The 23406-nt window shown below is 73.0% G+C and carries 23 protein-coding genes; 10 read left to right on the forward strand and 13 right to left on the reverse strand.

Annotated features, from left to right (window positions below; genetic code table 11):
- Positions 1 to 96: 96 nt before the first annotated feature.
- A complete protein-coding gene (locus ACIA5A_RS19425; RefSeq protein WP_396763884.1) occupies positions 97 to 1410 on the forward strand; it encodes an aspartate aminotransferase family protein in 1314 nt (437 codons plus the stop codon).
- 206 nt (positions 1411 to 1616) lie between these two features.
- Here the strand turns inward: ACIA5A_RS19425 and ACIA5A_RS19430 are convergent, their stop codons facing one another.
- Positions 1617 to 2882 carry a barstar family protein gene (locus ACIA5A_RS19430; RefSeq protein ID WP_396763887.1) on the reverse strand — a complete coding sequence of 422 codons (1266 nt, stop codon included), beginning with the start codon at positions 2880 to 2882 and terminating at the stop codon, positions 1617 to 1619.
- Between the two features lie 101 nt (positions 2883 to 2983).
- On the opposite strand from ACIA5A_RS19430, the gene ACIA5A_RS19435 reads away from it, so the two are divergent.
- From ACIA5A_RS19435 to ACIA5A_RS19445, 3 genes are all read left to right on the forward strand, one after another.
- Positions 2984 to 3586 carry a hypothetical protein gene (locus tag ACIA5A_RS19435; protein ID WP_396763890.1) on the forward strand — a complete coding sequence of 201 codons (603 nt, stop codon included), beginning with the start codon at positions 2984 to 2986 and terminating at the stop codon, positions 3584 to 3586.
- A gap of 223 nt (positions 3587 to 3809) precedes the next feature.
- Positions 3810 to 4355, forward strand: coding sequence for a DUF4240 domain-containing protein (locus tag ACIA5A_RS19440; protein WP_396763893.1), 546 nt, complete (start codon positions 3810 to 3812; stop codon positions 4353 to 4355).
- Positions 4356 to 4395: 40 nt separating this feature from the next.
- Complete coding sequence (locus ACIA5A_RS19445; RefSeq protein ID WP_396763896.1) at positions 4396 to 5007, forward strand: hypothetical protein; 612 nt, start codon at positions 4396 to 4398, stop codon at positions 5005 to 5007.
- On the opposite strand, the gene ACIA5A_RS19450 is transcribed toward ACIA5A_RS19445, so the two are convergent.
- Complete coding sequence (locus ACIA5A_RS19450) at positions 4956 to 5576, reverse strand: hypothetical protein (RefSeq protein ID WP_396763899.1); 621 nt, start codon at positions 5574 to 5576, stop codon at positions 4956 to 4958. The two genes, ACIA5A_RS19445 and ACIA5A_RS19450, sit on opposite strands and share 52 nt — an antisense overlap.
- A gap of 52 nt (positions 5577 to 5628) precedes the next feature.
- Entirely contained in the window at positions 5629 to 6585 is a 957-nt protein-coding gene (locus ACIA5A_RS19455) for a helix-turn-helix transcriptional regulator (protein WP_396764219.1), read from the reverse strand.
- A 57-nt stretch (positions 6586 to 6642) separates the two neighbouring features.
- Here ACIA5A_RS19455 and ACIA5A_RS19460 point away from each other — a divergent pair, with 57 nt between their 5' ends.
- The gene (locus ACIA5A_RS19460) at positions 6643 to 7386 is read left to right on the forward strand and encodes an alpha/beta fold hydrolase (RefSeq protein ID WP_396763902.1); all 744 of its coding nucleotides are present in this window, start codon (positions 6643 to 6645) and stop codon (positions 7384 to 7386) included.
- A 103-nt stretch (positions 7387 to 7489) separates the two neighbouring features.
- Here ACIA5A_RS19460 and ACIA5A_RS19465 read toward each other — a convergent pair whose 3' ends face one another.
- Positions 7490 to 8398 (reverse strand): septum formation family protein, encoded by a 909-nt coding sequence (locus tag ACIA5A_RS19465; protein WP_396763904.1) that lies wholly within the window; start codon positions 8396 to 8398, stop codon positions 7490 to 7492.
- An 84-nt stretch (positions 8399 to 8482) separates the two neighbouring features.
- On the opposite strand from ACIA5A_RS19465, the gene ACIA5A_RS19470 reads away from it, so the two are divergent.
- Positions 8483 to 8833, forward strand: coding sequence for a hypothetical protein (locus ACIA5A_RS19470; RefSeq protein ID WP_396763906.1), 351 nt, complete (start codon positions 8483 to 8485; stop codon positions 8831 to 8833).
- A gap of 142 nt (positions 8834 to 8975) precedes the next feature.
- On the opposite strand, the gene ACIA5A_RS19475 is transcribed toward ACIA5A_RS19470, so the two are convergent.
- The 3 genes from ACIA5A_RS19475 to ACIA5A_RS19485 are packed head-to-tail and all read right to left on the reverse strand — an operon-like array spanning position 8976 to position 13301.
- Positions 8976 to 10478 (reverse strand): hypothetical protein, encoded by a 1503-nt coding sequence (locus ACIA5A_RS19475; protein ID WP_396763909.1) that lies wholly within the window; start codon positions 10476 to 10478, stop codon positions 8976 to 8978.
- On the reverse strand, positions 10475 to 12907 hold the full coding sequence (locus ACIA5A_RS19480; protein ID WP_396763912.1) for a DUF4132 domain-containing protein: 2433 nt from the start codon (positions 12905 to 12907) through the stop codon (positions 10475 to 10477). The genes ACIA5A_RS19475 and ACIA5A_RS19480 overlap by 4 nt, the downstream gene beginning before the upstream one ends.
- 1 nt (position 12908) lies before the next feature.
- Entirely contained in the window at positions 12909 to 13301 is a 393-nt protein-coding gene (locus ACIA5A_RS19485) for a hypothetical protein (RefSeq protein ID WP_396763915.1), read from the reverse strand.
- A gap of 189 nt (positions 13302 to 13490) precedes the next feature.
- Here ACIA5A_RS19485 and ACIA5A_RS19490 point away from each other — a divergent pair, with 189 nt between their 5' ends.
- The 3 genes from ACIA5A_RS19490 to ACIA5A_RS19500 are packed head-to-tail and all read left to right on the forward strand — an operon-like array spanning position 13491 to position 15364.
- The gene (locus ACIA5A_RS19490) at positions 13491 to 13859 is read left to right on the forward strand and encodes a cyclic-phosphate processing receiver domain-containing protein (protein WP_396763918.1); all 369 of its coding nucleotides are present in this window, start codon (positions 13491 to 13493) and stop codon (positions 13857 to 13859) included.
- 59 nt (positions 13860 to 13918) lie between these two features.
- Positions 13919 to 14803 carry a class I SAM-dependent methyltransferase gene (locus ACIA5A_RS19495; protein ID WP_396763919.1) on the forward strand — a complete coding sequence of 295 codons (885 nt, stop codon included), beginning with the start codon at positions 13919 to 13921 and terminating at the stop codon, positions 14801 to 14803.
- A gap of 42 nt (positions 14804 to 14845) precedes the next feature.
- Complete coding sequence (locus ACIA5A_RS19500) at positions 14846 to 15364, forward strand: hypothetical protein (RefSeq protein WP_396763922.1); 519 nt, start codon at positions 14846 to 14848, stop codon at positions 15362 to 15364.
- 19 nt (positions 15365 to 15383) lie between these two features.
- On the opposite strand, the gene ACIA5A_RS19505 is transcribed toward ACIA5A_RS19500, so the two are convergent.
- From ACIA5A_RS19505 to ACIA5A_RS19515, 3 genes are read right to left on the reverse strand one after another with little or no spacing between them, the layout of a single operon-like run.
- A complete protein-coding gene (locus ACIA5A_RS19505) occupies positions 15384 to 16160 on the reverse strand; it encodes an alpha/beta hydrolase (protein WP_396763925.1) in 777 nt (258 codons plus the stop codon).
- Between the two features lie 12 nt (positions 16161 to 16172).
- The gene (locus ACIA5A_RS19510; RefSeq protein ID WP_396763927.1) at positions 16173 to 16778 is read right to left on the reverse strand and encodes a glyoxalase; all 606 of its coding nucleotides are present in this window, start codon (positions 16776 to 16778) and stop codon (positions 16173 to 16175) included.
- A 34-nt stretch (positions 16779 to 16812) separates the two neighbouring features.
- Positions 16813 to 17169: a VOC family protein gene (locus ACIA5A_RS19515; RefSeq protein WP_396763930.1), complete on the reverse strand. Its 357-nt coding sequence runs from the start codon at positions 17167 to 17169 to the stop codon at positions 16813 to 16815.
- 146 nt (positions 17170 to 17315) lie between these two features.
- Here ACIA5A_RS19515 and ACIA5A_RS19520 point away from each other — a divergent pair, with 146 nt between their 5' ends.
- Positions 17316 to 20102 (forward strand): ATP-binding protein, encoded by a 2787-nt coding sequence (locus ACIA5A_RS19520; RefSeq protein ID WP_396763933.1) that lies wholly within the window; start codon positions 17316 to 17318, stop codon positions 20100 to 20102.
- A 51-nt stretch (positions 20103 to 20153) separates the two neighbouring features.
- Here the strand turns inward: ACIA5A_RS19520 and ACIA5A_RS19525 are convergent, their stop codons facing one another.
- The 3 genes from ACIA5A_RS19525 to ACIA5A_RS19535 form a co-directional block, all read right to left on the reverse strand.
- Complete coding sequence (locus ACIA5A_RS19525; protein ID WP_396763936.1) at positions 20154 to 21734, reverse strand: hypothetical protein; 1581 nt, start codon at positions 21732 to 21734, stop codon at positions 20154 to 20156.
- Positions 21735 to 21824: 90 nt separating this feature from the next.
- On the reverse strand, positions 21825 to 22004 hold the full coding sequence (locus tag ACIA5A_RS19530) for a hypothetical protein (protein WP_396763939.1): 180 nt from the start codon (positions 22002 to 22004) through the stop codon (positions 21825 to 21827).
- 197 nt (positions 22005 to 22201) lie between these two features.
- A complete protein-coding gene (locus ACIA5A_RS19535; protein ID WP_396763941.1) occupies positions 22202 to 23392 on the reverse strand; it encodes a metallophosphoesterase in 1191 nt (396 codons plus the stop codon).
- Positions 23393 to 23406 lie beyond the last annotated feature (14 nt).

Raw genomic sequence — 23406 nt, forward strand, 5'->3', positions numbered from 1 at the left:
CCGCCTCGGCCGCGTCCATCGCCGCGAGGATCTCCCGGACCCGACAGCGGAAATGTGCCATGGACGTGCCTGCCCGGCACTGCCTAGCGTCGGCTCATGACTGACTCGTTCTGGTCCGACGCCGATCGTCACCTGGTCCGCTACATCGGCGCGGGCAGCTTCGTACGCGAGATCATCGAGCGTGCCGAAGGCAGTTTCCTGTTCACCGCAGACGGCCGTCGCCTGCTCGACTTCACGTCCGGGCAGATGAGTGCCATCCTCGGTCACTCCCACTCCGCCGTCGTCGCCACGATCCGGCACCAGGCCGCCACCCTCGACCACCTGTTCAGCGGCATGCTGAGCCGGCCCGTGGTGGAGCTGGCCCGTCGCCTCGCCGACTCCCTGCCCGCGCCGCTGGAGAAGGTCCTGCTGCTCACCACCGGCGCGGAGTCCAACGAGGCGGCGATCCGGATGGCGAAGCTGGTCACCGGCCGGCACGAGATCATCTCGTTCGCCCGGTCGTGGCACGGGATGACGCAGGCGGCGGCGAGCGCCACCTACAGCTCGGGGCGCAAGGGGTACGGGCCGGCGGCGCCCGGCAACTTCGCGATCCCCACGCCGAACGCGTACCGGCCCGACTTCACGCTTCCCGACGGCGAGCTGGACTGGCGGCGTCAACTGGAGTTCTCGTTCGAGCTGTTCGACGCCCAGTCGGTGGGCAGTCTGGCGGCGTGCGTCGTCGAGCCGATCCTCAGCTCCGGCGGCGTGATCGACCTACCGCCGGGTTATCTCGCCACGCTGCGCGACAGAGTGCACGAACGCGGCGGGCTGTTGATCCTCGACGAGGCACAGACCGGCCTGTGCCGCACCGGCGAGTGGTACGCGTTCCAGCGTGACGGCGTCGTGCCGGACATCCTGACCCTGTCCAAGACCCTCGGCGCCGGGCTGCCGCTGGCCGCGGTGGTGACCAGCCCGGAGATCGAGCACACCGCACACGAGCGCGGTTTCCTCTTCTTCACCACACACGTCTCGGACCCGCTGGTGGCCGCGGTCGGCAACACGGTCCTGAACGTGCTGGAGGCCGACCGGCTCGACGAACAGGCGGCGCACCTGGGCGCGTACCTCCGAAAGGGCCTGCTCGAGATCGGCGAACGGCACCCGGTGGTCGGTGATGTGCGCGGCCGCGGGCTGCTTGTCGGGCTCGAGCTGGTCAGCGACCGGGAGTCGAGACGCCCGGCCGACGCGCTGGGCGCCGCGGTGACCGCGCGGTGCCTGGAGCTGGGCCTGCACATGAACGTGGTGCAGCTGCCCGGCATGGGCGGCGTCTTCCGCATCGCGCCGGCGCTCACCTCCACCCACACCGAGCTGGACCTGGGCCTGGAAATCCTCGACCGGGCGCTCGCCGACGTGGTGCCGCGGTTCACGTCCTAGGGAGCGACGCGACGGCGACACCCTCACCCGGTCGGAACACCCGTTCCGGGCCAAACGCTCCGTCAGCCTCCAGGGCATCTATCGACTGACCGACGAATCCGCAGCTCAGCGGGGCGCCCTCCTGGACCGGCCGCCGACCTCGACCCGGCGGGCGGGGTCACCGGCGCCATGACCAACTGCTCCCCGCGTGGTGGCGGCGGGCCGGCTCAGCGAAGGTCGATCTCGACGTCATGGTCCGCGAAGATGCCGAGCAGGCACTCCACGGTCACCGCCGGTGCGAGACGCCGCCGGTCGTAGCCGGCGACAAGATGATCACGAGCGACGGCCGAGTCGTGCCACACCAGCCGGAACGGCGTCGACGCGCCGAAGCTCCCGCGGAGGCAGTCGACGAAGGCGTCGAGGTTGCAGCCGAAGTATCCACCCGGGCCGTTGATCGCCTCACCGAGCGCGCAGTAGAACCCCTCGATGTCGGTGACGTACCGGCCGTCGAGGTCGTAGGTGGTGCCGGCCGGTCGGTCCCGGGCAACGGACTGGTGGGCGAGCGCCACCATGACCCACTGGTGCCGTAGCTCTCGGCAGTGGTCGGACCACATGTTCTTCTGTACGGGTGGTCCGTGGTGCCAGTGGGTGAGGATGTCGAGGACTCCCACGGGCAGCGGTTCCCGCGGGTCGCTGTCGACTGTCACGTCGAGCAGCCCGCCTCCGAACCGTGACGGCTCGGCCGACCCGACCGTGCCGGACACCACCGCGTCGATCACCCGGTGGGCCGAGCCGTCGGCCGTGATCGTGTGCGCCTCCGCGCGGATGCGACGTCGACGCAGGCTGGCCGTCGTCGCCTGCCCGACCGCGTCGAGCGCCGCCAGCAGTGGCGCCTGCGGCCGGCAGCCGAGGAGCCGGACCCGCGGCACCAACGGTGGGGCCTGTGCACGGAACACGCCGCCGACGTCCCGGCACGTGCCGTACGCCGTCTGGTCACCACCCAGGAGGACGAATCCGGGAACGTCGCCGGGACGCACGACGGCGTCCGTCCGGTCGTAGACGTGGACGAACCCGTCGAGGTCGATGTCCACTGCTTCCGGCACCGTGCGGCTCGGCCGGTGTCCGAGCACGACCACGTCGCCGAGGTCCTCGCCCATCCAGGACGGCGACCTGTCCGGCGATGGCGGAGGCTCCGTTATCGCGACGTTGCCGAGCCAGGACCGGTCCGTGCCGGGGGCCTCGGCGGGCACCCGGTCGAGCAGGTCGGCGAGCGCGCCGTCCGGCACGCAGCCGACGAGGGTGAATCGTTCCCGCGCTCGCGGAGGCAGGTCGACGAACAATCCGTCGATCTCCACACACCTGGCCAGCAGCACCTCGTCCCCGTAGGTGCCGTCGAGGCCGACATCGCCCCGGAGCAGCCACCGGGGATTCGCCGGAGCGTACCCCTGCTGCTGCCACACGCTGCCGGCCCCGGAGCCGGCGGGCGTCGTCACGCCACGACTCTATCCGAGCTACCGGCGCTGCTCGCTCGGAGACCGCGGGCCGTACCCTCTGCATCGCAGACCAGACCGGATCGACGACGGACGTGACAGCGATGACGACAAGCACCAGGAAGCCTTTCCTCTCAGCCGCCGCGCTACTGACGTTCCTGCTGCCCACCGCCGCGTGCACCCCGGAGACCGACGCCCCGCCGTCGACGGCGGCCACGGTTCCCGCACCACCCTCGCCGGCCGTCCGCAAGCTGCGCATGCCGGAGACGCTGCTCGGCCTGCCGAAGAGCATGGACCGCATCTCCACCGGGGTCGCCAAACAACACCTCGACATCCTCAAGCGAGAGGTCGCCCCCGCCACGAGCGCCGTCGGCTGGGCCTACGGCGACAACGGACCGGACGCCGACATGGTCTTCATCACCGGCGTCTCCGGCACCGTCACCGACCAGCGGGGGATGGTCGAACGTGTCCTCCAGCCGTACCGCATCAAGACCCCCGAGCCCGTCGACCCCGGGGAACTCGGTGGCACCGCGCGCTGCGGTCAAGGCCGTACCGAGGACGAGAGCTTCCTCGTCACCTGCGCCTGGGCCGACGACCAGACAGTAGGCATCGTCGCCTTCGTGTCGTCCCGCCCGCAGGCCGACCGCACCGCCCAGTTCCTCGAGGTCCGCAAGGCCATGACAGAAACCACCGCGCAAGCTCGGTGATCGTATCCGTGGCACTCGTCCCCGTTGTGGTGTGGGCGAGGATCAGTGCCGGGCGGCGATCGAACGCTTCGATCATCGCCAGCGATCGCCTTCTCTGATCAGTGGGTCCGGACGCGCCCGAGACCTGCCGCAGTTGCAGGGGTCCCGCAGATACGAATGCCTGATCGTGAATCGCGCCGAGCCGGGACCGACGCGCGTACGACCGATCCGGTACGGTCCGGCGGTGGAACAGGCGGTCTTCTGGCACCTCGTCGAGGAGGCGCGGGCTGAGGCGGGCAGTGACACCGAACTCGTCGCTCAGGCGCTCCTTCGCCGGCTTCGCGCGTTGACACCGAACGAGATCGAGCAGTTCGAGGAACTCTGGTTCCAGGCCCAGGACGAGCTCTACCGCTGGCCGGTCCGGGACGCGGCGACGCTGCTCCTCGGCCCCATCGACGACGACGACTTCCTCGCCGCACAGAACTGGATCGTGTCGCACGGGCGGCGAACCATACGGCGCGTCCAGGACGACCCTGACAGCTTGGTCGAGTTGGCGCCCGACCGGCACAACGCCCGCATCGACTGGTTCTGCGGCCTCCCGCTCGAGGCGTACATCGCCGTCACCGGGGCGCCCTTCGCCATCGACGGGCCCTCCGGACCCGACACACCGCTCGGAACTCCGGCCGATCTGACCGACGAGTCCCGCACCAGACAACGCTTTCCCAGGCTGACGGCCTACCTCGACGACAATCCGTGGATCGAGCGCCCATGGGAACGCGCAGCCATCTGACACCGCCCGCACCGTCGCCACGGCGCCGCCCGGGTCCCACGTGCTGCGGATCGACATCCTCGATGTCGAGTCGGCGTACACCTCACCCTTCCGCCGCGCAGCCGTAACCGTCCGAAGCCGAGCTTCCGCGGACGCATCGACCCTCGTCGTGACATCGAAGTCAACCGGCTCGATCCCGTTCGCGGCGGATAATCCCCGCGTGGAGATCACCCATCTGCTGCGGGCGGGAGTGACCAGACCGCACCTGGACCGGACGGCCGGTGCCACCTGGCTGGCGATGGTGCACGACAGCATCAGGGCACTCGGGGGTGTGGTCGCGACCTCGGTCGAGGAGCCGACGGTTGGCCGAAATCACTACCGGGTCGGTGTGCGACTCCGTGACGACATGCCGTTGCGGATCCTCTTCAATGCCGCGGCCTTCCTGGTCGCGGGGGCTGAACAGCAGGATTCCCTCATGCTCGACGCGGTGTTCGTCGACGTCCCCGGCGGGGTCGTCTACCGCCGCGCAGGGCTGCGGGTCGCGACCGCGGCAGAGCTGAATCAACCACTCGATGACCGACACCTGCGCCGTCTCACCGCGGAAGAGCGCCGGGATGTCGCCTACCACCAGCCGAGCCGGCTCGGCGACCTGCTCTTCAACTGGTTCGATTGAACTGCCCCGCCGCGCTCGCTCCCGGGTGGATCCGTGTAGATCGAGAAGTTGGTCCGCCCGACGTGCGGCGCCGTACCGCTACCGTCTTCGTCGCATCGCCCGGAGTCCCGGATGAACACTTCACGCTCGGTCAGGTTCGCACCGGTCTCGGCGTCGAAGACGTCCAGTCGGTTCCATTGCGTCTGCGCGACCAGCAGGGTGCGCCCGTCCCGATCGAGGAAGCCGATGGAGTAACTCGAGACGTCCGAGTGGTAGTCGGCGCGGCTCAGCCCACGAACTGCTCCGGTGACGGTGTTGATCAGCGACGCGTTGACGCCGAATCGTTCAGTCACGCACACCCAGGGGCCGTGCACATAGATCCCGAGTTCCAGCTCCCTGTCCGCCAGCCTTCCGTCGCCCGTGCCCGGTCCACGCTCCCGGGTGTCCGGCACCTCGGCGACCAGCACGGCCTCGGTGCTTCCCGGACCCACCCTCGACAGCCGCCCGTCTGCGAACACGAAGTAGGAGTGCGGAATCGTGTCGTCCGCGGCAACCGCGCGCACACGAGCGTTCAAAGGACTTTCACCCACCGAGGTATTGGACCAGAGTGCGCGTCCGGACCATGGCCGGCCAGACTCCTAACTACCTGTCGGCGTCAGTGAGCAGTCGGGCCGCCAGGGCGCGGACCTCGTCCGTGAGTTCGCCCGGCCGGTCGATCGTGAACGGCCAGCCGAGCCCGGCGAGCATCTGCGCCGCCCCGTCGAGCCGTTCGACCCGGGTGGTGAGGCGCACTCCGTCGGGCACCTCGGTGAGCGTGCCGACCGAGGGCGGGATCCGGCGCCGCGCCTCCCCGAGGCTCGTGTGCAGGACCACGGAGATGTCGTGCGCGTACGGCACGGCCGCCAGACTGGCGAGTACCTGCGTGGTGGGGTCGAAGCCGGCCGGGACCTCGAACCCGCCCTCGGTGCGGCGGGCCGTCCCGATGCGGTCGAGCCGGAACGTCCGTACGGCCCGGCGGTCGTGGTCGTGGCCGGTGACGTACCAGCGGCCGGCGTGGAAGACCAGCCCGTACGGGTCGAGCTGCCGCTCGCCGGACCGGCCGCGCCAGGTGGTGTAGGTGATGCTCACCGGCTGCTGGTGTCGGGCCGCCTCGGCGAGCACCAGCAGCACCTCGATGCCGGGCGGAACGGGCCTGCGGGCCGGTGCGGTGAAGTCCACGGTGTCGAGCAGCGAGTCGATGCGCCGGGCGAGGACGGCCGGCAGGACCCGGCGGATCTTCGCGGTCGCGCTCTCGGCGGCCGCGCCCTCGGCGGTGACCAGCCCTGCCCGGGTGGCGGCGACGAGCCCGAGCATGACGGCGACCGCCTCCTCGTCGGTGAGCATGAGCGGCGGCAGCTTGTAGCCGGGCGCGAGCCGGTACCCGCCGTAGCGGCCGCGCCGTGCCTCGACCGGGATGCCGAGGTCGGCGAGGTGCGCGGCGTAGCGGCGGACCGTGCGCTCGTCGACGTCGAGTCGACCGGCCAGGTCGGCGACGGTGCGGGCGCCACCGGCCTGGAGGATCTCCAGCAACGCCAGGACACGTGCGGTGGGCCGGGCCAAAAGTCGATCTCCCATTCCGGGCGGAATCTGTCCGGTATTGATCGTAGCGTGTCCGGCATGACGACCTTCGTACTTGTTCCCGGATTCTGGCTCGGCGCGTGGGCCTGGCGCCCGGTCACCGCCGCCCTGCGTCAGCACGGCCACGAGGTGTTCCCGCTGAGCCTGACCGGCATGGGCGAGCGCGCCCACCTGGCCCGCCCGGACACCGACCTCGACGTCCACGTCACCGACGTGGTCAACCTGCTTCGTTACGAGGACCTGCACGACGTGGTCCTCGTCGGGCACAGCTACGCCGGCGCGGTCGTGACGACCGCCGCCGCCGACCGCATGACCGACCGCATCGCCCAACTGGTCTTCGTCGACACCGGCCCGCTACCCGACGGCGCGGCGAACGACGACTTCAACCCACCGCAACAGCGTGAACACCACGCGGCGGCGGTCGCCGAGCACGGCGACGGCTGGCGGCTGCCGCCCCCGCCGTGGGCCGACCTGGCGGCGGGAGCAGCGGACGTGGACGAATCGGTCGTCGCGCTGCTCACCGAGCGGTCCGTGGCCCAACCCTGGGCGACCGCCACCAGTCCGGTGCGGCTCACCGGGGCGTGGGAGAAACTGCCCCGCCTCGGCGTGCTGTCGAGCTTCACCGCCGCGCAGGCCCGCGAGATGGCCGCCGCCGTGCCGCTGTGCCGGCACCTGGCCGGTGAGTCGTGGCGGTACGAGGAACTGCCGACGTGGCACTGGCCGATGCTCAGCCGACCGGCCGAGCTGGCCGAGATCCTGCACCGCGCCAGGCCGACGGCGTAGCCCGCGGTGCCCGGGCGACCGCGCGCCGAGGTCACCCGGGCACCGGCGCGCGACCGACGACGGGCATCGGCAGCACGTCATCGGCTGCGGCGGCGCACCGATCTCAGCCGACCGGCAGCGCCTTTGTGCCACCGCCCTTGATCGAGCGGGTCACCTTCGGCCCCCCGGACCAGTAGAAACAGCGGACCCCCCGGTCACCGCGCGCCCACGCCTCCGCCGACGGCACCAGGTACGACGTGCCCGCCCGGTAGCGCAGCGCACCGTCGACCGGGACCTTCGCGTACCGGGCCACGAGGACCCGGCACTTCGCGTGCACGCCGTCCTCGTCGCGGCCCGCATCCGCGTACGAGGTGCCGGGCGCCGTCCACGAGCCGACGTACTCGAACGTGTGCGGCCGGGCGCAGCCGGTCTGTGCGAAGGCGCCGTACCGGTCCTCGTTCAGGCACCCGAACGCCAACGGCGACGGGCCCGTCAACGCGCCCCGCAGGCTGCCGGCGTGCTGCACCGGGTGGTCGTTCGGATGCCGCTGCGCGGAGCCGCCGTCGGCCGTGTCCAGTTCGAAGATGTCGCACCGGAACCAGCGGCTGCCGCCCTGCCACCCGCCCGGCGACGGGGGCGCGACCTGCACCGTCAGGCGGGCGCCCCGCCAGTCGCCGCCGACGAACGTGGTCGCCTTCGCGTCGCACTCCGCGAACGCCGGTCGCAGCACCGCCGAGCCCACCGTGGGCGGGGTGTCCCGTTCGGCCACCGCGCCGGTGAACGTGCCCAGATAGAAGGTCTCCAGCAGATGCTGCCGCGCGCAGTCGACCGGCTGGTAGCTGGTCAGGTAACTCGACGGATCGGCGATCACGTGGCAGTCGCCCACCTTCGGGGTGAACTGCACGGCCGCGGCGGCCGGCCGCCAGTCGTCGGTCAGATCGCCGTCCAGCCCCGCCGGCGCCCCACAGCCCGCCATCGCCGTCACCGCCCCGGCCGAGGCGGCCACCGCCACCCGGAGCCGCCACCGTCGCATGTCACCCTCCCCGTCACTGCCGGCGCAGCATATTCCACCCGGAGGCATCGCCGGCGCCCACCGACGACGATGAACAATGCCCGCGTGGATGTCGCCGATCTGCTCGCTCGGGCCGAGGCCATGGTTCCGGACGACGTGGTCAACGACGCCGGCGTGACCGCTGCCGACGTACGCGAGTATCTCGACCATGGCGAGTGGGAGATCGCGCTCGACCTCCTGGCGGACCTCCACACCGACTGGCGGCCGCCGACGGTGTGGTGGGATCTGCTGATCGTCCGCGCCGAGCTGCGCCTCCTGTCCCCCGTCGACGGCGGCCGGCAGACACCGATCCCGCGCGAGGGCATCGTCCGACCGCTGTGGGACGTCGGCCGGCGTACCCCCGCGCGGCACCGGACGCCCAGAAGTACGGGTCATAGCTCAAACCCAGCAGGGTAATGACCTCCAGCCAGGACGGTGTCCACGTCGAGCCTGGCCGCGCCCTCGCACCGCTGAGGTGAGTCATCATCACCATGACGCTCCTTGCCGAAGATCACTTTTTGCGCTGGACGGCAATACGGCTGCCGCCGCGACGAGCAGTTCAGGGCAGCGCGGCATGGGCCTCGGCGAGGAAGCGGTGGCGGTCCTCGCCGTGTGCGATCGCCGCGTTGTAGACGGCGTCGATCGCGGCGACCAGCGGGTCCTGGTCGGCCAGCGCGGTCAGGGCGGGGAACGCGGCAGCCTGCTGGAGCATCTCGGTGACACCCTGCGCGCCGAAGGCCCTCGGGTTCGGACGGAGCGGGATGGTGGTCCGCGGCACCTCGGTGTCGGACAGCAGCCGCCGGAACGCGGTGGCACCGCCCTGCTCGATGAACGCACCGGGCAGTGGACGGCCGCCCTCGACCGTGGCAAGAGCATCGGCGATCCAGCCGACCCGCTCCAGCCCGGCCACCCGCATCGCGCGGCGCGCGGCCCAGCAGGCCACCTCCCGCTGACGCTCGGCGGGCAAAGCGGCGACGCGGTCGAGCAGACGGCGGTCGAGGCGCGCCAACGGCTGTGCCTGGCCGAGGAGTCTGCGGACGCGATCCGGCGGCGGAGGGCCTCCCCACCGCTCGGCTTCCTGCTCGGCTCGCAGCCGGCGGCGTTCCTCGGCCCGCGCGGTCGCCTCGGCGGCCTGCTCCCGTAGGGCCTCAATCCACGGGTACGTTCCGGTGCCGTTGAGCAGGTGGTCCCAGATCAGGCCGAGGGCGACGGCGTGGCGGCCCCGCACTCCCTCGTGCCGCAGCGTCACGCCGTGCGGGCCGGTCGTCAGCCGTACGGTGGTGGGCTCGTCGTCCGGCAGGGCGGTCAGCGGGTCGGGAAAGATCGGCGCGTCGCTGGTCTCCCATGCCCACCGGAGGGTGTCCGCGTCGATCCGTTCCAGGCGCACCTGCAGGTCACCGACGGGCAGGACGCCCACCGGCAGGTCGACAGGTGCGCGCCGGCGGCGCGCCACGGCCACGCGGGCGAGACCCGTGTCGTCCTCGTACGGGTCCGGTGGCAGCGGTGGCAGGAGCGCCGGCCGGGTGGACGGGCGCGGCACCAGGGACAGCATCGCCCACTCGGCGGCCTTGGCCGAGTTCTGCTCCCAGCCGCGAACCTCACCATCGGCCAGCACAGTGCGCCACGGCGTCTCCTCGCGCGCCGCCCAGACGTGCAGCTCGTGCTGCTCGGGCGGGTCGTCGTCGGCGCGCGCCGAGTCGTGCAGGCGGTTGCGGGCGTGCACCCGTACCCGGATCAACCCGCGCGGGACGGCGACGTCGACGAGGGCCTCCGCGACGCCGCCCATCAGGCCGATGACCGACAACCGGCCGCTGGGGCTGAACAGGGTGGCCTCACTGACCGCGTCCCAACCGGCATCAACACGCGTCGGAGGCTCGGGTAGCACCCGCAGGCGTGCCTCGATCGGCCCGGTGTGGATGCCGCAGAAGCCGGTGAGCCGGCTCGGCCCGCCCACCTGAAGGAGGGTGTCGCCGATGGTGTGGATGCCGAGGCCGGTCGTGCCGGGCACGGTGGTCACCTCGTACTGGCAGTAGCTGACGTGCAGTCGCGCCCAGCCCGTCATGCGGCGAACTGCCGCAGCACGGTGGGGTCGGTGATCGTGTCGTCGGCGGCGAGCATGATCGCCTTGGACAGGATCGTCGACAGCATCGGGTCGTCCTCGAACGGCAGGTGCAGCCGCCCGGTGCCCCCACGGGCGGGAACGATGCACAGGTAGGCGTCGTGGGGCTCCATCATGATGTTGCCCGAGCCGAGGTGGATCCGGTAACTCCGCAGGTTCCCGCGTACGTGCAGGTATCGGTCCGCGAGGGCGACCCGGCCGGCGATGGCCATGCGAGGCAGCAGCCGCGCCAGGGCGTCGCGGCGTACCTGCGCCGACGGGGTCAGCGCCCCGACTGCGGTGCGATGCCAGTAGTCCCGGAACCGGTCCTCGCCGCGGTCGGCCCACTGCGGGTCGGTCGCGATCGAGGTGACGCCGACGAACAGGTCCACGTCCCGCATCGCCTCGGTGAACACCAGCGGCGGGACGTCCGTGACCGGCGCGGGCTGCCAGGTCGCGCCCTCGGATCGGGCGAAGCGCACCTGGTCGGTGGCGCAGTGGTCGACGTCGTAGTCGCGCGGGCCGTCGGTGTCGACGAGTTGGTGGTGGAAGGATGCCCGCCAGGCGCCGCCGCCGAAGAGCTTGGTGGCTTCGCTGTCGTAGCCGCCGTCCCACGTGCCGAGGTAGCCGGCCTGCCAGCCGCGGGCACGCATGAGCGCGTTCGCCTGGCGGTAGCGAAGGATGTGCGCGGCGAACCGGTTGGAGTAGGCGCCGGTCCGCTCCTCTGCGGGCGTGAGCAGGTAGACCTCACGGAATGCCTGCTTGAACGGCTGCGTCAGGCCAGCGGCGAGCACCCGTTCGCGCCAGGCGAGGGTCTCGTCCACCGCCGCGTGGATGGGATGCCACATCCGGACGCGATCACCGCGCGCCGGTCGACCGTCGAGACCGACGATCGTCCACCCGCCGCCGTCGGCGTGGGGCAGGCCCGCCGACCAGTCGCATCCCTCGCTGCTGGTCTCCCAGATCAGCCGCCGCCCGTACGTCCCGGTGATCGGGTGGTCCAGGAAGCGGGACACCCAGTCCGGGTACGCCCAGACGCGGTCCTCGGACAGCAGCGCCTCCACCCGCTGCCGCTCGGCGGACAGCGTCGCGTTGACGCCCTTCACCAGGTCCCGTAGCTGTCTTAGCTCGTCGGCGTGCGTATCCTTGAGCACGGCCGGCACGCCCTTGAGCCCGGTGCCGCCGCGAGTGAAGGTCAGACGCGCCTTCTCGCCCACGACCCGCACCGTCGCCTCGTACGGGCCGACCTCGGTCAGCCGGCTTCCGGTGGAGTCGAGCCCGTGGTCGTCGACGGCGAGTTCCATCACCTCGCTGAGCGACCAACCCCGCGACGCGCCGAGTCGTGTCAGCGCGGACTGCACCCGGGCGCGCACCGCCTTGTTCTTCACGGTCGCCGCGAGCCGGGCCAGGGTCCGCACCGGCGTCTCACCGTCGCGCCCGGCGAGCAGGTGCACGGCTGCGATCGCGGTGCGCTGGGCGTACGGGAATCCGGACGCCTGGCGGGGCGCGGCCGAGGCGGCGGCGGTGACCCTGGCCAACAGGTCCGTCGCCGCCTCGCCCGACTCCCGCGACAGCGCCCACACCAGGCCCCGTAGAAGGCGGTCCGAGTCGTCGTGCACCCGGCGACGGTGGGCGGTGAACGCCTCCAGGACCGCGCGCACCGCGCGCGCACCGTCGGTCGCGGTCGTGAGCCGTTCGTCTAGGACGCGCAGCCACTTCGCCGCTGGCGTCGGCTTGTCGAGCGAGGCGCAGTGCGCCAGCAGCTCGGGCACACCCGGCGCGGAGAGGACGTCGCCCAGGTCGGCTCGCACGCGGGGGCCGAACTCGTCGCCGTGGTGCAGCATCCAGGACGGCACGCGGCGACCGGTGGCACGGTCGAGCGCATCCCCGATCAGCATGGCGACGCGCCGGCGTGGCCCGGCCGCCATGAAGTAGTCCTCGGCGATCTCGTCGAACAGGACCGAAAGCGCCGGCGCCAGATCCGCCAGGTCGGCGGGGGCCAGGCGCGCGGCGATCATCGCCGGCAGTTCCAGGTGGGCGCCATCGTGGTAGATCCATCCCCGTCCGGCGACGTCGAGACTCCACAGGAGATCCGCCCGGGTCCAGGCGAGTTCGCCGTCGGCGAGGCTTCGCACGACGTCGTTGAGCCCGGACGGCAGCGAACTGGTTGTCGCTTCGAGGTGTACGGCAAGCGCGGCGCGGCGGCGGAGATCGCCCGGCCATGTCGTGGTGGCGGCCCTCTCCGGTGTTCGGGTCACCGCCGACGTCCGGAAGAAGCTGCCCGTCGGCTGGAGCAGCGGCCGGACCTGGGCGTCGGCTTCGGCGATGCCCGCTTCGATCCGCCGGCGATCCGCGGCGCTGAGCGGGGGAAGCAGGCGCGTCCAGTCACCCACGTCAGCCACCCACCAGGGGCACGAGCCGCACGAAGGCCACCTCGGGCTCGGTGCGCAGGTCGATCTCCTCGGCCAGGTCCTCGACCTGGCGGTCGCCCACCAGCAGCACGAAGCCGTTGCGGGCGAAGGCGGCACACGCCGCGTCCGCCTGGCGTTCCCAGTCCAGTCGCCGGCCCCGACCGACCCGATAGCCGTTCAACGTCGCCTCCGCGTCGGTCGGCCGTACCAGGCCCCGGAAGAGGTCGGCCTGGTCGGCGTTGAACCGGGCCACCTCCTCGCGCACCCGCAACCGGACCAGCTCCCGGGCGGAGATCCGCTCCGGCAGGCCGGTCAACGGCCACTGGTCGATCGCCCTGCCCGTCGCTGTCTCGTCCCGAACCGTGACCGAGGCCATCTGACCGTGCTCCTTGCGTTGAGTTGAGCGGGATCATGGCACGAAGGTCCGACGAAACGACGCCGGTCAGCGGGCAACCGCCGCCCGGTGTTCCAGCCCTCGGACCACGGCAACGCCCCGCCGGGGCACGGTCCGCCCCGGCGCGAATCCGGATGGCGCGGTGTGGCGGCGTCCGCGCATCATGACCGGGTGGCTGTCCACCGAGTGATCGCGCTGATCGACGACCTTCGGTCGTTCGTGGACGGCCGCCCTGCGGAGGTGGCCCGGACGAGCGCCGCCGGCGTGGAGCTTCTCGCCCGCCACCGTGACGGTCGGCTGGACGAGCTGTGGTTGGACCACGACCTCGGCGGCGACGACACGATCTGGCCGGTGGTGGAGGTCCTGGAACGGGCCGCCTTCGACGGTCGACCCCTCGACATCGGTGTGGTCGTCGTCCATTCCGCCAACCCGAGCGGCGCGGAGAAGGTCGCGCTGGTCCTGCGACGCTGGGGCTATCGGGTCCAGGTCGCCTCGGGTTCCCCGCACGTCGGTTACGACAACGCCTCGGCGACGGGCTGACCGGTGCCGGCGAGTCCGTGTCCCGAGGTCCGTGGATGTGTCGGGGCTACGATGCCCCGGTGACGCCTGACAAGTGGGCGCAGTGGCTCCTGAGCCGCCGGGACGGCGACGACGCGGACCTGCGCGCCCGCCACGCCGCGGATCTCGCGGCGTTCCGGGACGGCGTCCTCGACCGAGCTGCCCTGGCGGCCGACGACGTCCTCCTCGACGTGGGCTGCGGGACGGGACTGATCGGGTTCGGCGCGCTGGATCGACTCGGCCCGGACGGTCGGGTCGTCTTCAGCGACATCTCACCCGACGTCCTCGACGTGTGCCGGCGCACCGCCGACGGCGACGGGCGGTGCCGATTCGTGGTCGCGCCGGCCGATGATCTCGCCGGAATCGCCGACGCCTCCGTCGACGTCGTGACCACCCGGTCGGTGCTCATCTATTCCGAGCGCAAGGCCGACGCCTTCGCGGAGTTCTTCCGGGTCCTGCGCCCGGGCGGGCGGATCTCCCTGTTCGAGCCCGTCAACGGCTTCGCGGCGCGGCTGCGCCCCGACGACCTGTTCGGCACCGGCGACTCGCCGGTGAACGACCTGATCGCCAAGGTCGGCGACGTCTACCGCGGCACCACCGGGGAGGCCACCCGACCGATGACGGACTTCGACGAACGTGACCTCCTCGACTGGGCGGTGACCGCCGGCTTCGAGGCGGTGGAGCTGGACTACCGCGCCCAGATCGACGTGCCCGCCGGCCCCGTCGGGGACTGGGAGACCCTCAAGCGGGCGGCACCCAACCCGCTGGTCCCCACGTACGGCGAAGCGGTCGCCGCCGCCCTGACCGTCGACGAACGCGAGCGGCTCGACGCGTACATGACCGCCCTGGTCGCGGCCGGCACGCCTACGCGGCGCACGATGGCCTCGGCGTTCCTTCGCGCCCGGCGTCCGCACCGCGAACGCTGAGCCGGCCGGCGACGCGGCACGCCTACCAGGCATGCTGGGGCGATGTCGACGCAGCGCTATCTCGTCCTTCACGACTACGGCATGGGCGGCCTGTGGTGGTGGATCCGCGCCGGTTCGGTCCGGGAGGTGCGGGAAACCTTCGCCGAGGTCGAGGTCGTCGACGACCCCGCCGCTGTCGCGCGCGCCGAGGGTTGGGGCCTCGACGAGGTGGACATCGGTGCGGCGACTCTTCCCGCCGGCCTGGACGACCTGCGCGCCACCCGCGTCGAGCAGCGCGCGCTGCCCGGTTTCGGCGCGCTCGCCGACAGGCAGGTGCTGTTCCTGCGACAGGTGGGCGACGACGAGCCGGTGACGTACCTGATGGAGGTCGGGCCGGACGGCCGCCGCATCCGGCAGGTGGAGGTGGCCGAGGACGGCACCGGGATCAGGTCCGACGCCGACGACTGGCTGATGAACCCGCCGGTGGTGGACCTCTTCGATCCGCGGCTGCCGGACCGGGAGATCGATCGTGAGGAGTTCGAGCGGGTGTGGGCGGCCGCACGGTGGGAAAGCGGCCGGTAGCCCTGCCGGATCGGACCTGTCAGCCGGCCGGCGGGCACCACCGATCGACAGTGGCGGCGATGCGCGCGGCCACGGCGTCCGGATCCACCAGTTGATGCAGGTGAAGACCGGGAACCTGGTCGACGTCCCAGCCGCGGTCCCGCGCCTCCTGAGCGACGTCCTCGTACGGCGGGCCGAACAGCAGGTAACCACAGGCCGTGTCGTCCCAGCCGTCCGGCACGGGAACCTCCGCCTCGTAGTAGCTCAGCGGCAGGCGCGGCTGCTCGGCCGAGACGTCCCGCCGGGTCCCCGGATCCGGGAACATCGGCGCGACGTCCGACTCGTCCCACCACGCCGTCCACTGCGGCAGCCTGCCACCGGTCACCATGGGCCGCAGAAAGTCCAGCAGTTCCGGCGGCGCCACGGCCGTCGGCCCGCGTCGAGCGGGCAACGCCGCGTCGACGAACAGGCAGCCGGCCACCGGACGCCGGGCGGCCTCGACGATGACCGGGACGAAGAGGCCGGCGTTGCTGTGCGCGACCACGACGACGGGCATGTCCAGCGGCAACTCGTCGATGGACCCGCCGACGGTCTCGGCGACCGACCGCCAGAACGGCGGTCCGGCGTCCGCCACGCCGACAAGCGAGGGCACCACCATGACGGCGCCCGAGGCCGTCAGCCTCGCCGCCACAGGCGCCCACGTCAGCGGGCCCACCGATGGGCTGTGCACCAGAACGATCGCGGCATCCACCGGTTCACCGTGCCCGACGTGCCCGCCCGCCGCCACCCCGTCCGTCACGCCGACGGCGAACACCACGCCGGTGTGTCCTCAGCCGCCGGCCCTCCACTCGAAGCCGTCGGGGTCGGTGAAGGTTCCGGCGCCGCTGCCCACGACGAGCCGGTGCGACCCGTCGCCGTCCGGCGGAACACCCACGTCCCTGGCCGCGGCGCGACGGCCGTACAGCGCCAGCTTGATGGTCGAGGTGGCGAACTCGACGTACCGGCGGCCGAAGCTCTTCGCCACGGTCAGGCCACGGTCGACGTAGAACCGCCTGGTGACGGCCACGTCGTCTACTCCCAGCAGGAGCACGACCTCGTCGACGTGCCGGCCGGCCGGCCCGGTGTCCTTCTTCGACGACGTCGCGATCTTCCAGATCGTGCCGTACGGGTCGCGCAGCACCCCGCCGTAACCCCAGAAGCTCTTCCCGGCCGGCTTCAGGGTGGTCGCCCCGCCGGCGAGGGCCGCGCCGAACAGGTTGTCGACGGTCCCCGGCTGCGACACCACGAGCGACATCGCGTATCCCCGGAATCCGGTCGTCGGCTGCGGTGACCCGCTCACGCGCAGGCGGTCGCCCAGGTCGAAGGCGGTGGTGTAGAAGTCCCGGGCGGTGGCCGGGTCCGGCACCTGGAGCGTGACGGAATCAATGGCAGACATGATTGTTTCCCTTCGAGCGGTACGGATGGCGAGTTCAGCGGTCCTGGATCAGCCCCAGCACGTTGCCGTCGGGATCGGTGACGGTGGCGACGAGGCGACCGCCGCCGACGTCGTGCGCCGCCTCGGCCACCGTGGCGCCGGCGGCGCTCAGCTCGGCGAGCTTCGCGTCGAGGTCCGGCACGTGCCAGTAGGCCACCGGCGAGGTCAGGCCCTGCGGCCCGCCACCGGGCACCAGGCCGATGTGCTGGCCCCCCGTGTCGAAGCCGACGTAATAGGGCGAGTCGGCCGTCGGCGGCACGCCGAGCAGGGCCGCGTACACCGCCTTGGCCCTGGCCAGATCCGACACCGGGTGCAGCACGGTCCCGATCCCGTGCCCGGAAGAACCCACCATGATCACTCCTTCGGTTCGGCCGGTCGCCGCCGGCCCGATCGGTTCGTGCGCCCAGCATGTCCGCCGGCGCCTCGGTGCGGATCCGTGCCGACCACGGAGGCGACCACGGAACCGCCACCCGGAGAGGCGTGCGACAGAATGGCGTGATGGTCGACGTCTCACCCCGCGAAGCCGAGGTGCTCGCGCTGGTCGGCGACCATCTCAGCAACGCGGAGATCGGCGCGCGGCTGTTCATCTCGGTGCGTACCGTCGAGACGCATGTCTCCTCACTGCTGCGCAAGCTGGACGTCCCGGACCGCCGGGCGCTCGCCCGGCGGGTGCCGGAGCTGACCGGCCGGAACGCCGCCCACCCGGCCCCGGTCCTGCCGGCCCCGCTGACCCCGTTCGTCGGCCGGGCGCGCGAGCGCGCCGAGCTGACCGAGCTGATCCGCGCGCACCGCCAGGTGAGCGCGGTCGGCCCGGGAGGGGTGGGCAAGACCCGCCTCGCGCTGGCGGTGGCCGCGCAGACCGCCGGCGAACACCCCGACGGCGTGTGGTTCGTCGACCTGGTCCCGGTCGCCGACCCCGCCATGGTCGCCACCGCGGTCGCCGTGGCGCTCGGCCTGGGCGAGCAGCCCGGGCGGGACATGACCGGATCGGTCACCGCCGCCCTGGCCGACCGGCACGCGTTGCTGGTGCTCGACAACTGCGAACACGTCCTCGACGCGGTCACGCTGTTCCTCGAACGGCTGCTGGCCGCCTGCCCCGACGTGACGGTGCTGGTGACCAGCCGGGCCCGGCTGATGGTGCCATTCGAGCGGGTGTACCCGGTGCCGCCGCTGTCGCTCGCCGCCGACGGCGAACCCGACGCGGTCGCGTTGTTCCTGCAGCGCGCGGCGGCGGTGGCCTGGCCCCTGGATCCCCCACTGCACGACCAGGTCGCCGCGATCTGCGAACGGCTGGACGGGATGGCGCTGTCGATCGAACTGGCCGCCGCCCGCTACCCGACGCTGGGCCTGGACGGCATCACCGCCGCCCTGTCCCACCCGCTGCGGATGCTCACCGGCGGGGCCCGTGCCGACGACAGGCACCGCTCGGTGCGAGCGACGCTGGACTGGAGTCACGCCCTGCTGGAGCGCGACGACCAGGCGCTGCTGCGCCGGGTGTCGGTCTTCGTGGCCCCGTTCACCGCATCGGCGGCGGCGCGGGTCGCCGGGCTGGCGGAGGGCGTCGTCGCCGACGGGCTGGCCCGCCTCGCCGAACAGAGCCTGCTGACGGTGAACGCCTTTCCCGGCGGCACCGAGTACCGGGTGCCCGAAACCATCCGCCAGTACGGGACGGAACGGCTCGCCGAGGCCGGCGAACTGACCGACTCGCGGTCCCGGCACCTGCGCTGGTGCCTGGCCAGGGCCACCGACCTGAGCGTGGTGCGGGCCGACTGGCGGACCCGGTTCGACCCGGTGGCCGACGACCTGCGCGCCGCCCTGTCGTGGGCGTCCGACCGGCCGGAGCAACGCGCGGACGCCCACCGCCTCGCCCGCCACCTGGCGGAGGCGACCTTCGTGCGTACCCTGGTCGGCGAGTCCCAACTGCGCTACGAGCAGGCGGCCGCGCTCGCCGACGAGCCCGCCGTCGAGGCGTCGATGCTCCGGCAGGCCGCAGCCGTGGCCGGCTGCCGGATGCGCGGCGACGACATGTACCGCCTGCACCGGGCGGCCGCCGAGGCCGCCCGCCGGGCGCACGACGACGCCGGCGCCGCCACCGACCTGGCGACCGCCGCCACCAGCTCCTACCGGTTCTGGAGCAAGTTCGCCCACCTCCCGGCGCAGCGGGAGGCGATCGCGCTCGTCGACGAGGCGCGGAAGCTGGCCGGCGACGACCCGGCCGCCCGCGCCGCGGTGGCGCTGGCCGAGGCCGGCGTGCTCGCCGACGCGTTCGGCGCCGCGCAGGGCCCACCCGAGAACGACGTACCCGAGACGATCGCGGGCGCCGAACGGGCGGTAGCCCTCGCGCGCCGCACCGGCGACCCGCTCGCCGAGTCCGCCGCGCTCGACGCGCTCACCGGCGCCCGGTGCTGGGCCGGCGAGACGTTCGCCAGCGCCGCCACGGCCCGGCGACGGGTCGCGCTGCTCTCCCCCCTGCCCGCCACGCCGGCCAGCACCCACGAACTGCTCGACGCGCTCGGTAACGCCGCCGAGGCCAGCCTCGGCGCGGGAGACCTGCCGGCCGCCCGCCGGTGGGCACGGCAGATCGCCGACCACCCGCTGCTCGCCGAGGTCGGTCACCGCGCCACGAGTTGGCTGCTGGTCGCCGACGCGCTCGCCGGCGACGTCGACGAGGTGCTCGCCGGCGGCGTACGGTTCCTCGACGCCTGGCAGCGGGCCGGGCGCCCCGCCCGGTCGGTGCTCGGGCCCGCGGCGGCCGGCGTCGCGATGATCCACGGGCTTCGCGACGACCGGGAGGCGCGACACGTCTGGACCGGGGTCCTGGATCAGCTCGGCACCTCACCGGAACAGATCTACGGCTACGGCGCCGTCTTCGACTCGATGCTCCTGCTGCACCGGGGACAGGCGTCTGAAGCCCTGGCCCGGATGGCGCCCGAACCCGGCACGGTGTGGAAGTCGGTCACCTGGGTCTGGCTGCACTGGTACGTCGCGCTACGCGCCGAGGCCGCGGTGCTCGCCGGAAGCCCGAGCGCCCGCGAGCACCTGGCCGAGGCCCGGGCCGTGGTGGCCGGCAATCCCGTCGCCGAGGCCCTGGTGCGACGCGCCGGAGCTCTGCTCGACGGCGATCACCTGGCGCTGCTCGACGCGGCGGACGCGTTCGACGCCGCCGGCTGCCGCTACCAGTCGGCGAGAACGCTGGTGCTCGCCGGCGGCGCCCCCGCCGCGCTCGGCGCCGCCACCCTCGACGACCTGGGACTCACCCCGATCGGCTCCGGCGATCCCGGATGACCGGTGCTGACGAGGGCCGGCGGCTGTCAGCGTGCACACAGGGGCGCGCGGTCACCCGACCTGATCGCCACCGGAGATCCAGCCGGCGAGCTGCCGGCTGGTCTCGTCGCCGAGCGTCGCCGCCAGCCGGGCCGCCAACTCGCGCAGGTGCACCCGCTCCGCCTCGGTGACCCGCAACTCCGGCCGGGGGGCGCGGCGCCAGGTCGTTCCCGCCGCGTCCCTGGCGAGGCGGGTCGCGTCGGCCCTGCCCCGTTCGGCCAGCCGAGGATCACCGTCGGCGGCCAGGATCAGCGCCGCCCGCAACTCCACCCCCGCGCCCCGACCGCGCAGGAGTTTGTAGCCGGCCCGCCGCAACTCCACCCGGCCGTCGCGCAGCAGCTCCCACGGCAGGTCCGGCGGCAGCGCGCCGGCGACCGGGCGCAGCGCACGCGCCGCCTCCCGGACCACCGCCGGTGACGGGTCCCGCACCGACGCCACCACCTCCCCCGCCACGACCGCGTCCAGCAGCCGCAGAGCCCGTACCGCCTGGGCCCGGACCGTCGGCCGCGCGTGGCCGAGCAGCCGCAGCAGCAGCGGGGCGTCCGCCGCCGAACCGGTCTCGGCCAGTCCGGCGATCGCCCCGACGGCCGGCTCGGTGGATGCGGCGCCGGCGCGGTAGTGCTCCCGCGCGTCCACGCCGACGCGGCGGGCCGCGTCTCGCGCCACGGCCCGCACCAACGGCGCGTCGTCATCCAGGTGCCCGGCGACGTCGGCGTCCTGACCGGCCCGCACCAGGCCGGTCAACGCCACCACCCGCACCTCGGCCCGCCTCGAGCGAGCCAACCGCCGGAGGACGTCGTGCCGGCGGGTCCAGACCGCGTCGCGGCACGCCGCCTCCGCCGCCCACGCCCGCACCCGCACGTCCGGGTCCGACTCGGCCAGGGTCACCAGCTCCGGGGTACGCAGCCCACCGCGCGCCAGCACGGTGTCGAGGACGAATCGCCGCTCCCGGCGACCCGCCGAGGCGAGCAGGGCGCGCCACGACTGCTCCGTGGCCGCCAGCACCGCCACCCGCGCCTGGGCGAGCGCGAAGCCGGCGCGGGCGCGCACCTCGAGGCGCAGCGCGGTCGGCAGGACGGCGGGCAGGCGCACGTCGGCGTCGTCGGCGAGCACCAGCGCGAGGCCGGCCCGCGCCCGGTTCCGCACCGGGGCCACCCAGTCGGCGGCACGCACCACCAGGAACGGCATGACCTCCGGGTACGCTCCGGCGATCATCGCCGCGACCGCCCGCTCCCGGATCCGCCCGTCGGCGTGCGAGCTCGCCAGCGCCGTCGCCACCGGCCCCACGGACAATGGACCGACGACCCGCTGCCACACCGGGTCCCGGTGCCGGCCGTACCACGGTGCCGACCGCGCGTGTTCGTCGAGCCGGACCACCAGCCCCGGCGCGCCGGCCACCAGCGCCAACGCCGATCGTGCCACCGCCTCGTCGCCACCGGCGTCGACCTCGAGCAGCACGTCCACCAGACGGTCCAGCGCGTCCCGTCCGCCGGCCCCGGCGTCCTCGACCGCGACCCGCACCACCGGAAGCAGTCCTTCCTCCCGCACCGGCGAAGGTGCGCGGGTCCGGCCGTCGCGTCTGCCCCAGATCACCCCGACATCCTGCCCCGCCGACCGTGGCGGTCGAACCCGGTTTTCGGTCGACCGCGAGCCTGATCCGTCAGTGGGCGTGAACCGCTGATCTCACCGATGGTCCTCCGCCCAGGCGGGATCGGTCAGCGCCGCCATCCGATTCCACTGCGGCACGCCACCGGGAAGCGTCCAGGCCCGGCTGGGTTTTGGTCTGAGCTGCGGTGCCACGAGGTCGTCGGCGAACCGCCGCCGCTCGGCGACCAACGCGTCGGCAGCCCCCGGTACGCCCATCGGACGATCGGGTCCTCCGCCTGGCCCCCGCCGATGCGTCGTGCGTCTGCCGACCGCACCGGTGGCAGGACCGGCTGGTAGCCCGCCAGCGGCCACCCTCGACCAGGTCCTCACGTCGCGCACGCACAACCGTCACGACGTCGTCCTACCCGACCCGGCGACCGGACACGACCGGGTATTCGAGCGGAGGCGATGGTTCAGGACGGCCGGTGTGGTCCCGCCCGCAGGGTGAGCAGGGTGATCTCGCTCGGCGCGAAGATCCGGAACGGTGGGCCCCAGAAACCGGTGCCCCGACTCGTGTAGAGCTGCGTGCGGCCGTGCCGGCTGAGGCCCTGCACCACCGGCTGGTCGAGTCGGACGAGGTAGTGGAACGGCCACATCTGGCCGCCGTGGGTGTGCCCGGACAGTTGCAGGTCGACGCCGGCCGCCACCGCCTCGGCGATCTGCTTCGGCTGGTGGGCCAGCAGCAGCACGGGCAGCCGAGGGTCGGCGCCGTCGAGCGCCGCGCTGTGGTCGGCCCGGTGACCGGCGACGCCGGACGAGGCGGCGGTCACGTCGTCCACCCCGGCGACGACGAGCCGCGCGCCGTCCCGCTCCACCACCAGGTGCCGGTTGTGCAGGGGCTCCCAGCCGAGAGTGCGCATGTGGTCGACCCAGCCCTGCGCCTCGCCGTAGTACTCGTGGTTGCCCGTCACGTACGCCCGCAGCAGCCCGGCCCGCACGGCGCCGAGCGGCGCGGCCTGCGCCCGTCGCTGCTCGACGGTGCCGTCGGCGATGTCACCGGTGTGGCAGACGATGTCGGCGTCCAGGCCGTTGACCACCTCGATGGTGCGCGCCGACCAGCGGGCCCGGTCGATCGGGCCGTAGTGGGTGTCGGTCAGCAGCACCACCCGGGCCCCGTCGAGACCGGCGCCGAGCCGGTCGACGGTGACGTCGACCCGCCGGACCCGGGGCACGCGCATCGCCTCGGCGTACCCCCAGGTCGCCAGCACGGCCGAGACCACCGCGACGCCGACCGCCACGGCCCGGGACCGGGCCGGGTCGGCGACGCCCACCGCGGCCATCACGAGCCGCGCGACGTTGCCGAGCAACGCCCAGACGAACAGGATCCAGACCAGACCGAGGAGGACGTCCCCGGCGCGGGCCGCCGCGTCCGACCGCCGGCGGCCGTGCCCGAGATACATCAGGGCGGGGAACGCGCACAACGCGACCGCGAACACCGCCGTGCCCGCGGCCGACACCGGCGACGGCCAGCGCGCCGCCACCGTCAACGTCCACCACGGCAGACCGAACAGCAGGAGGAGGATCGCGACGAGCGTCGCCCCGGACATCAGCGGTCGCAACGACCGGCGCCTGGGACGCACCTGCACGGCTTCACCGGTTGCCATCTCGTCCTCCGATC

Origin of the sequence: Micromonospora sp. NPDC051300 (assembly GCF_044455315.1) — a bacterium.
Classification (GTDB): Bacteria; Actinomycetota; Actinomycetes; order Mycobacteriales; family Micromonosporaceae; genus Micromonospora; species Micromonospora robiginosa.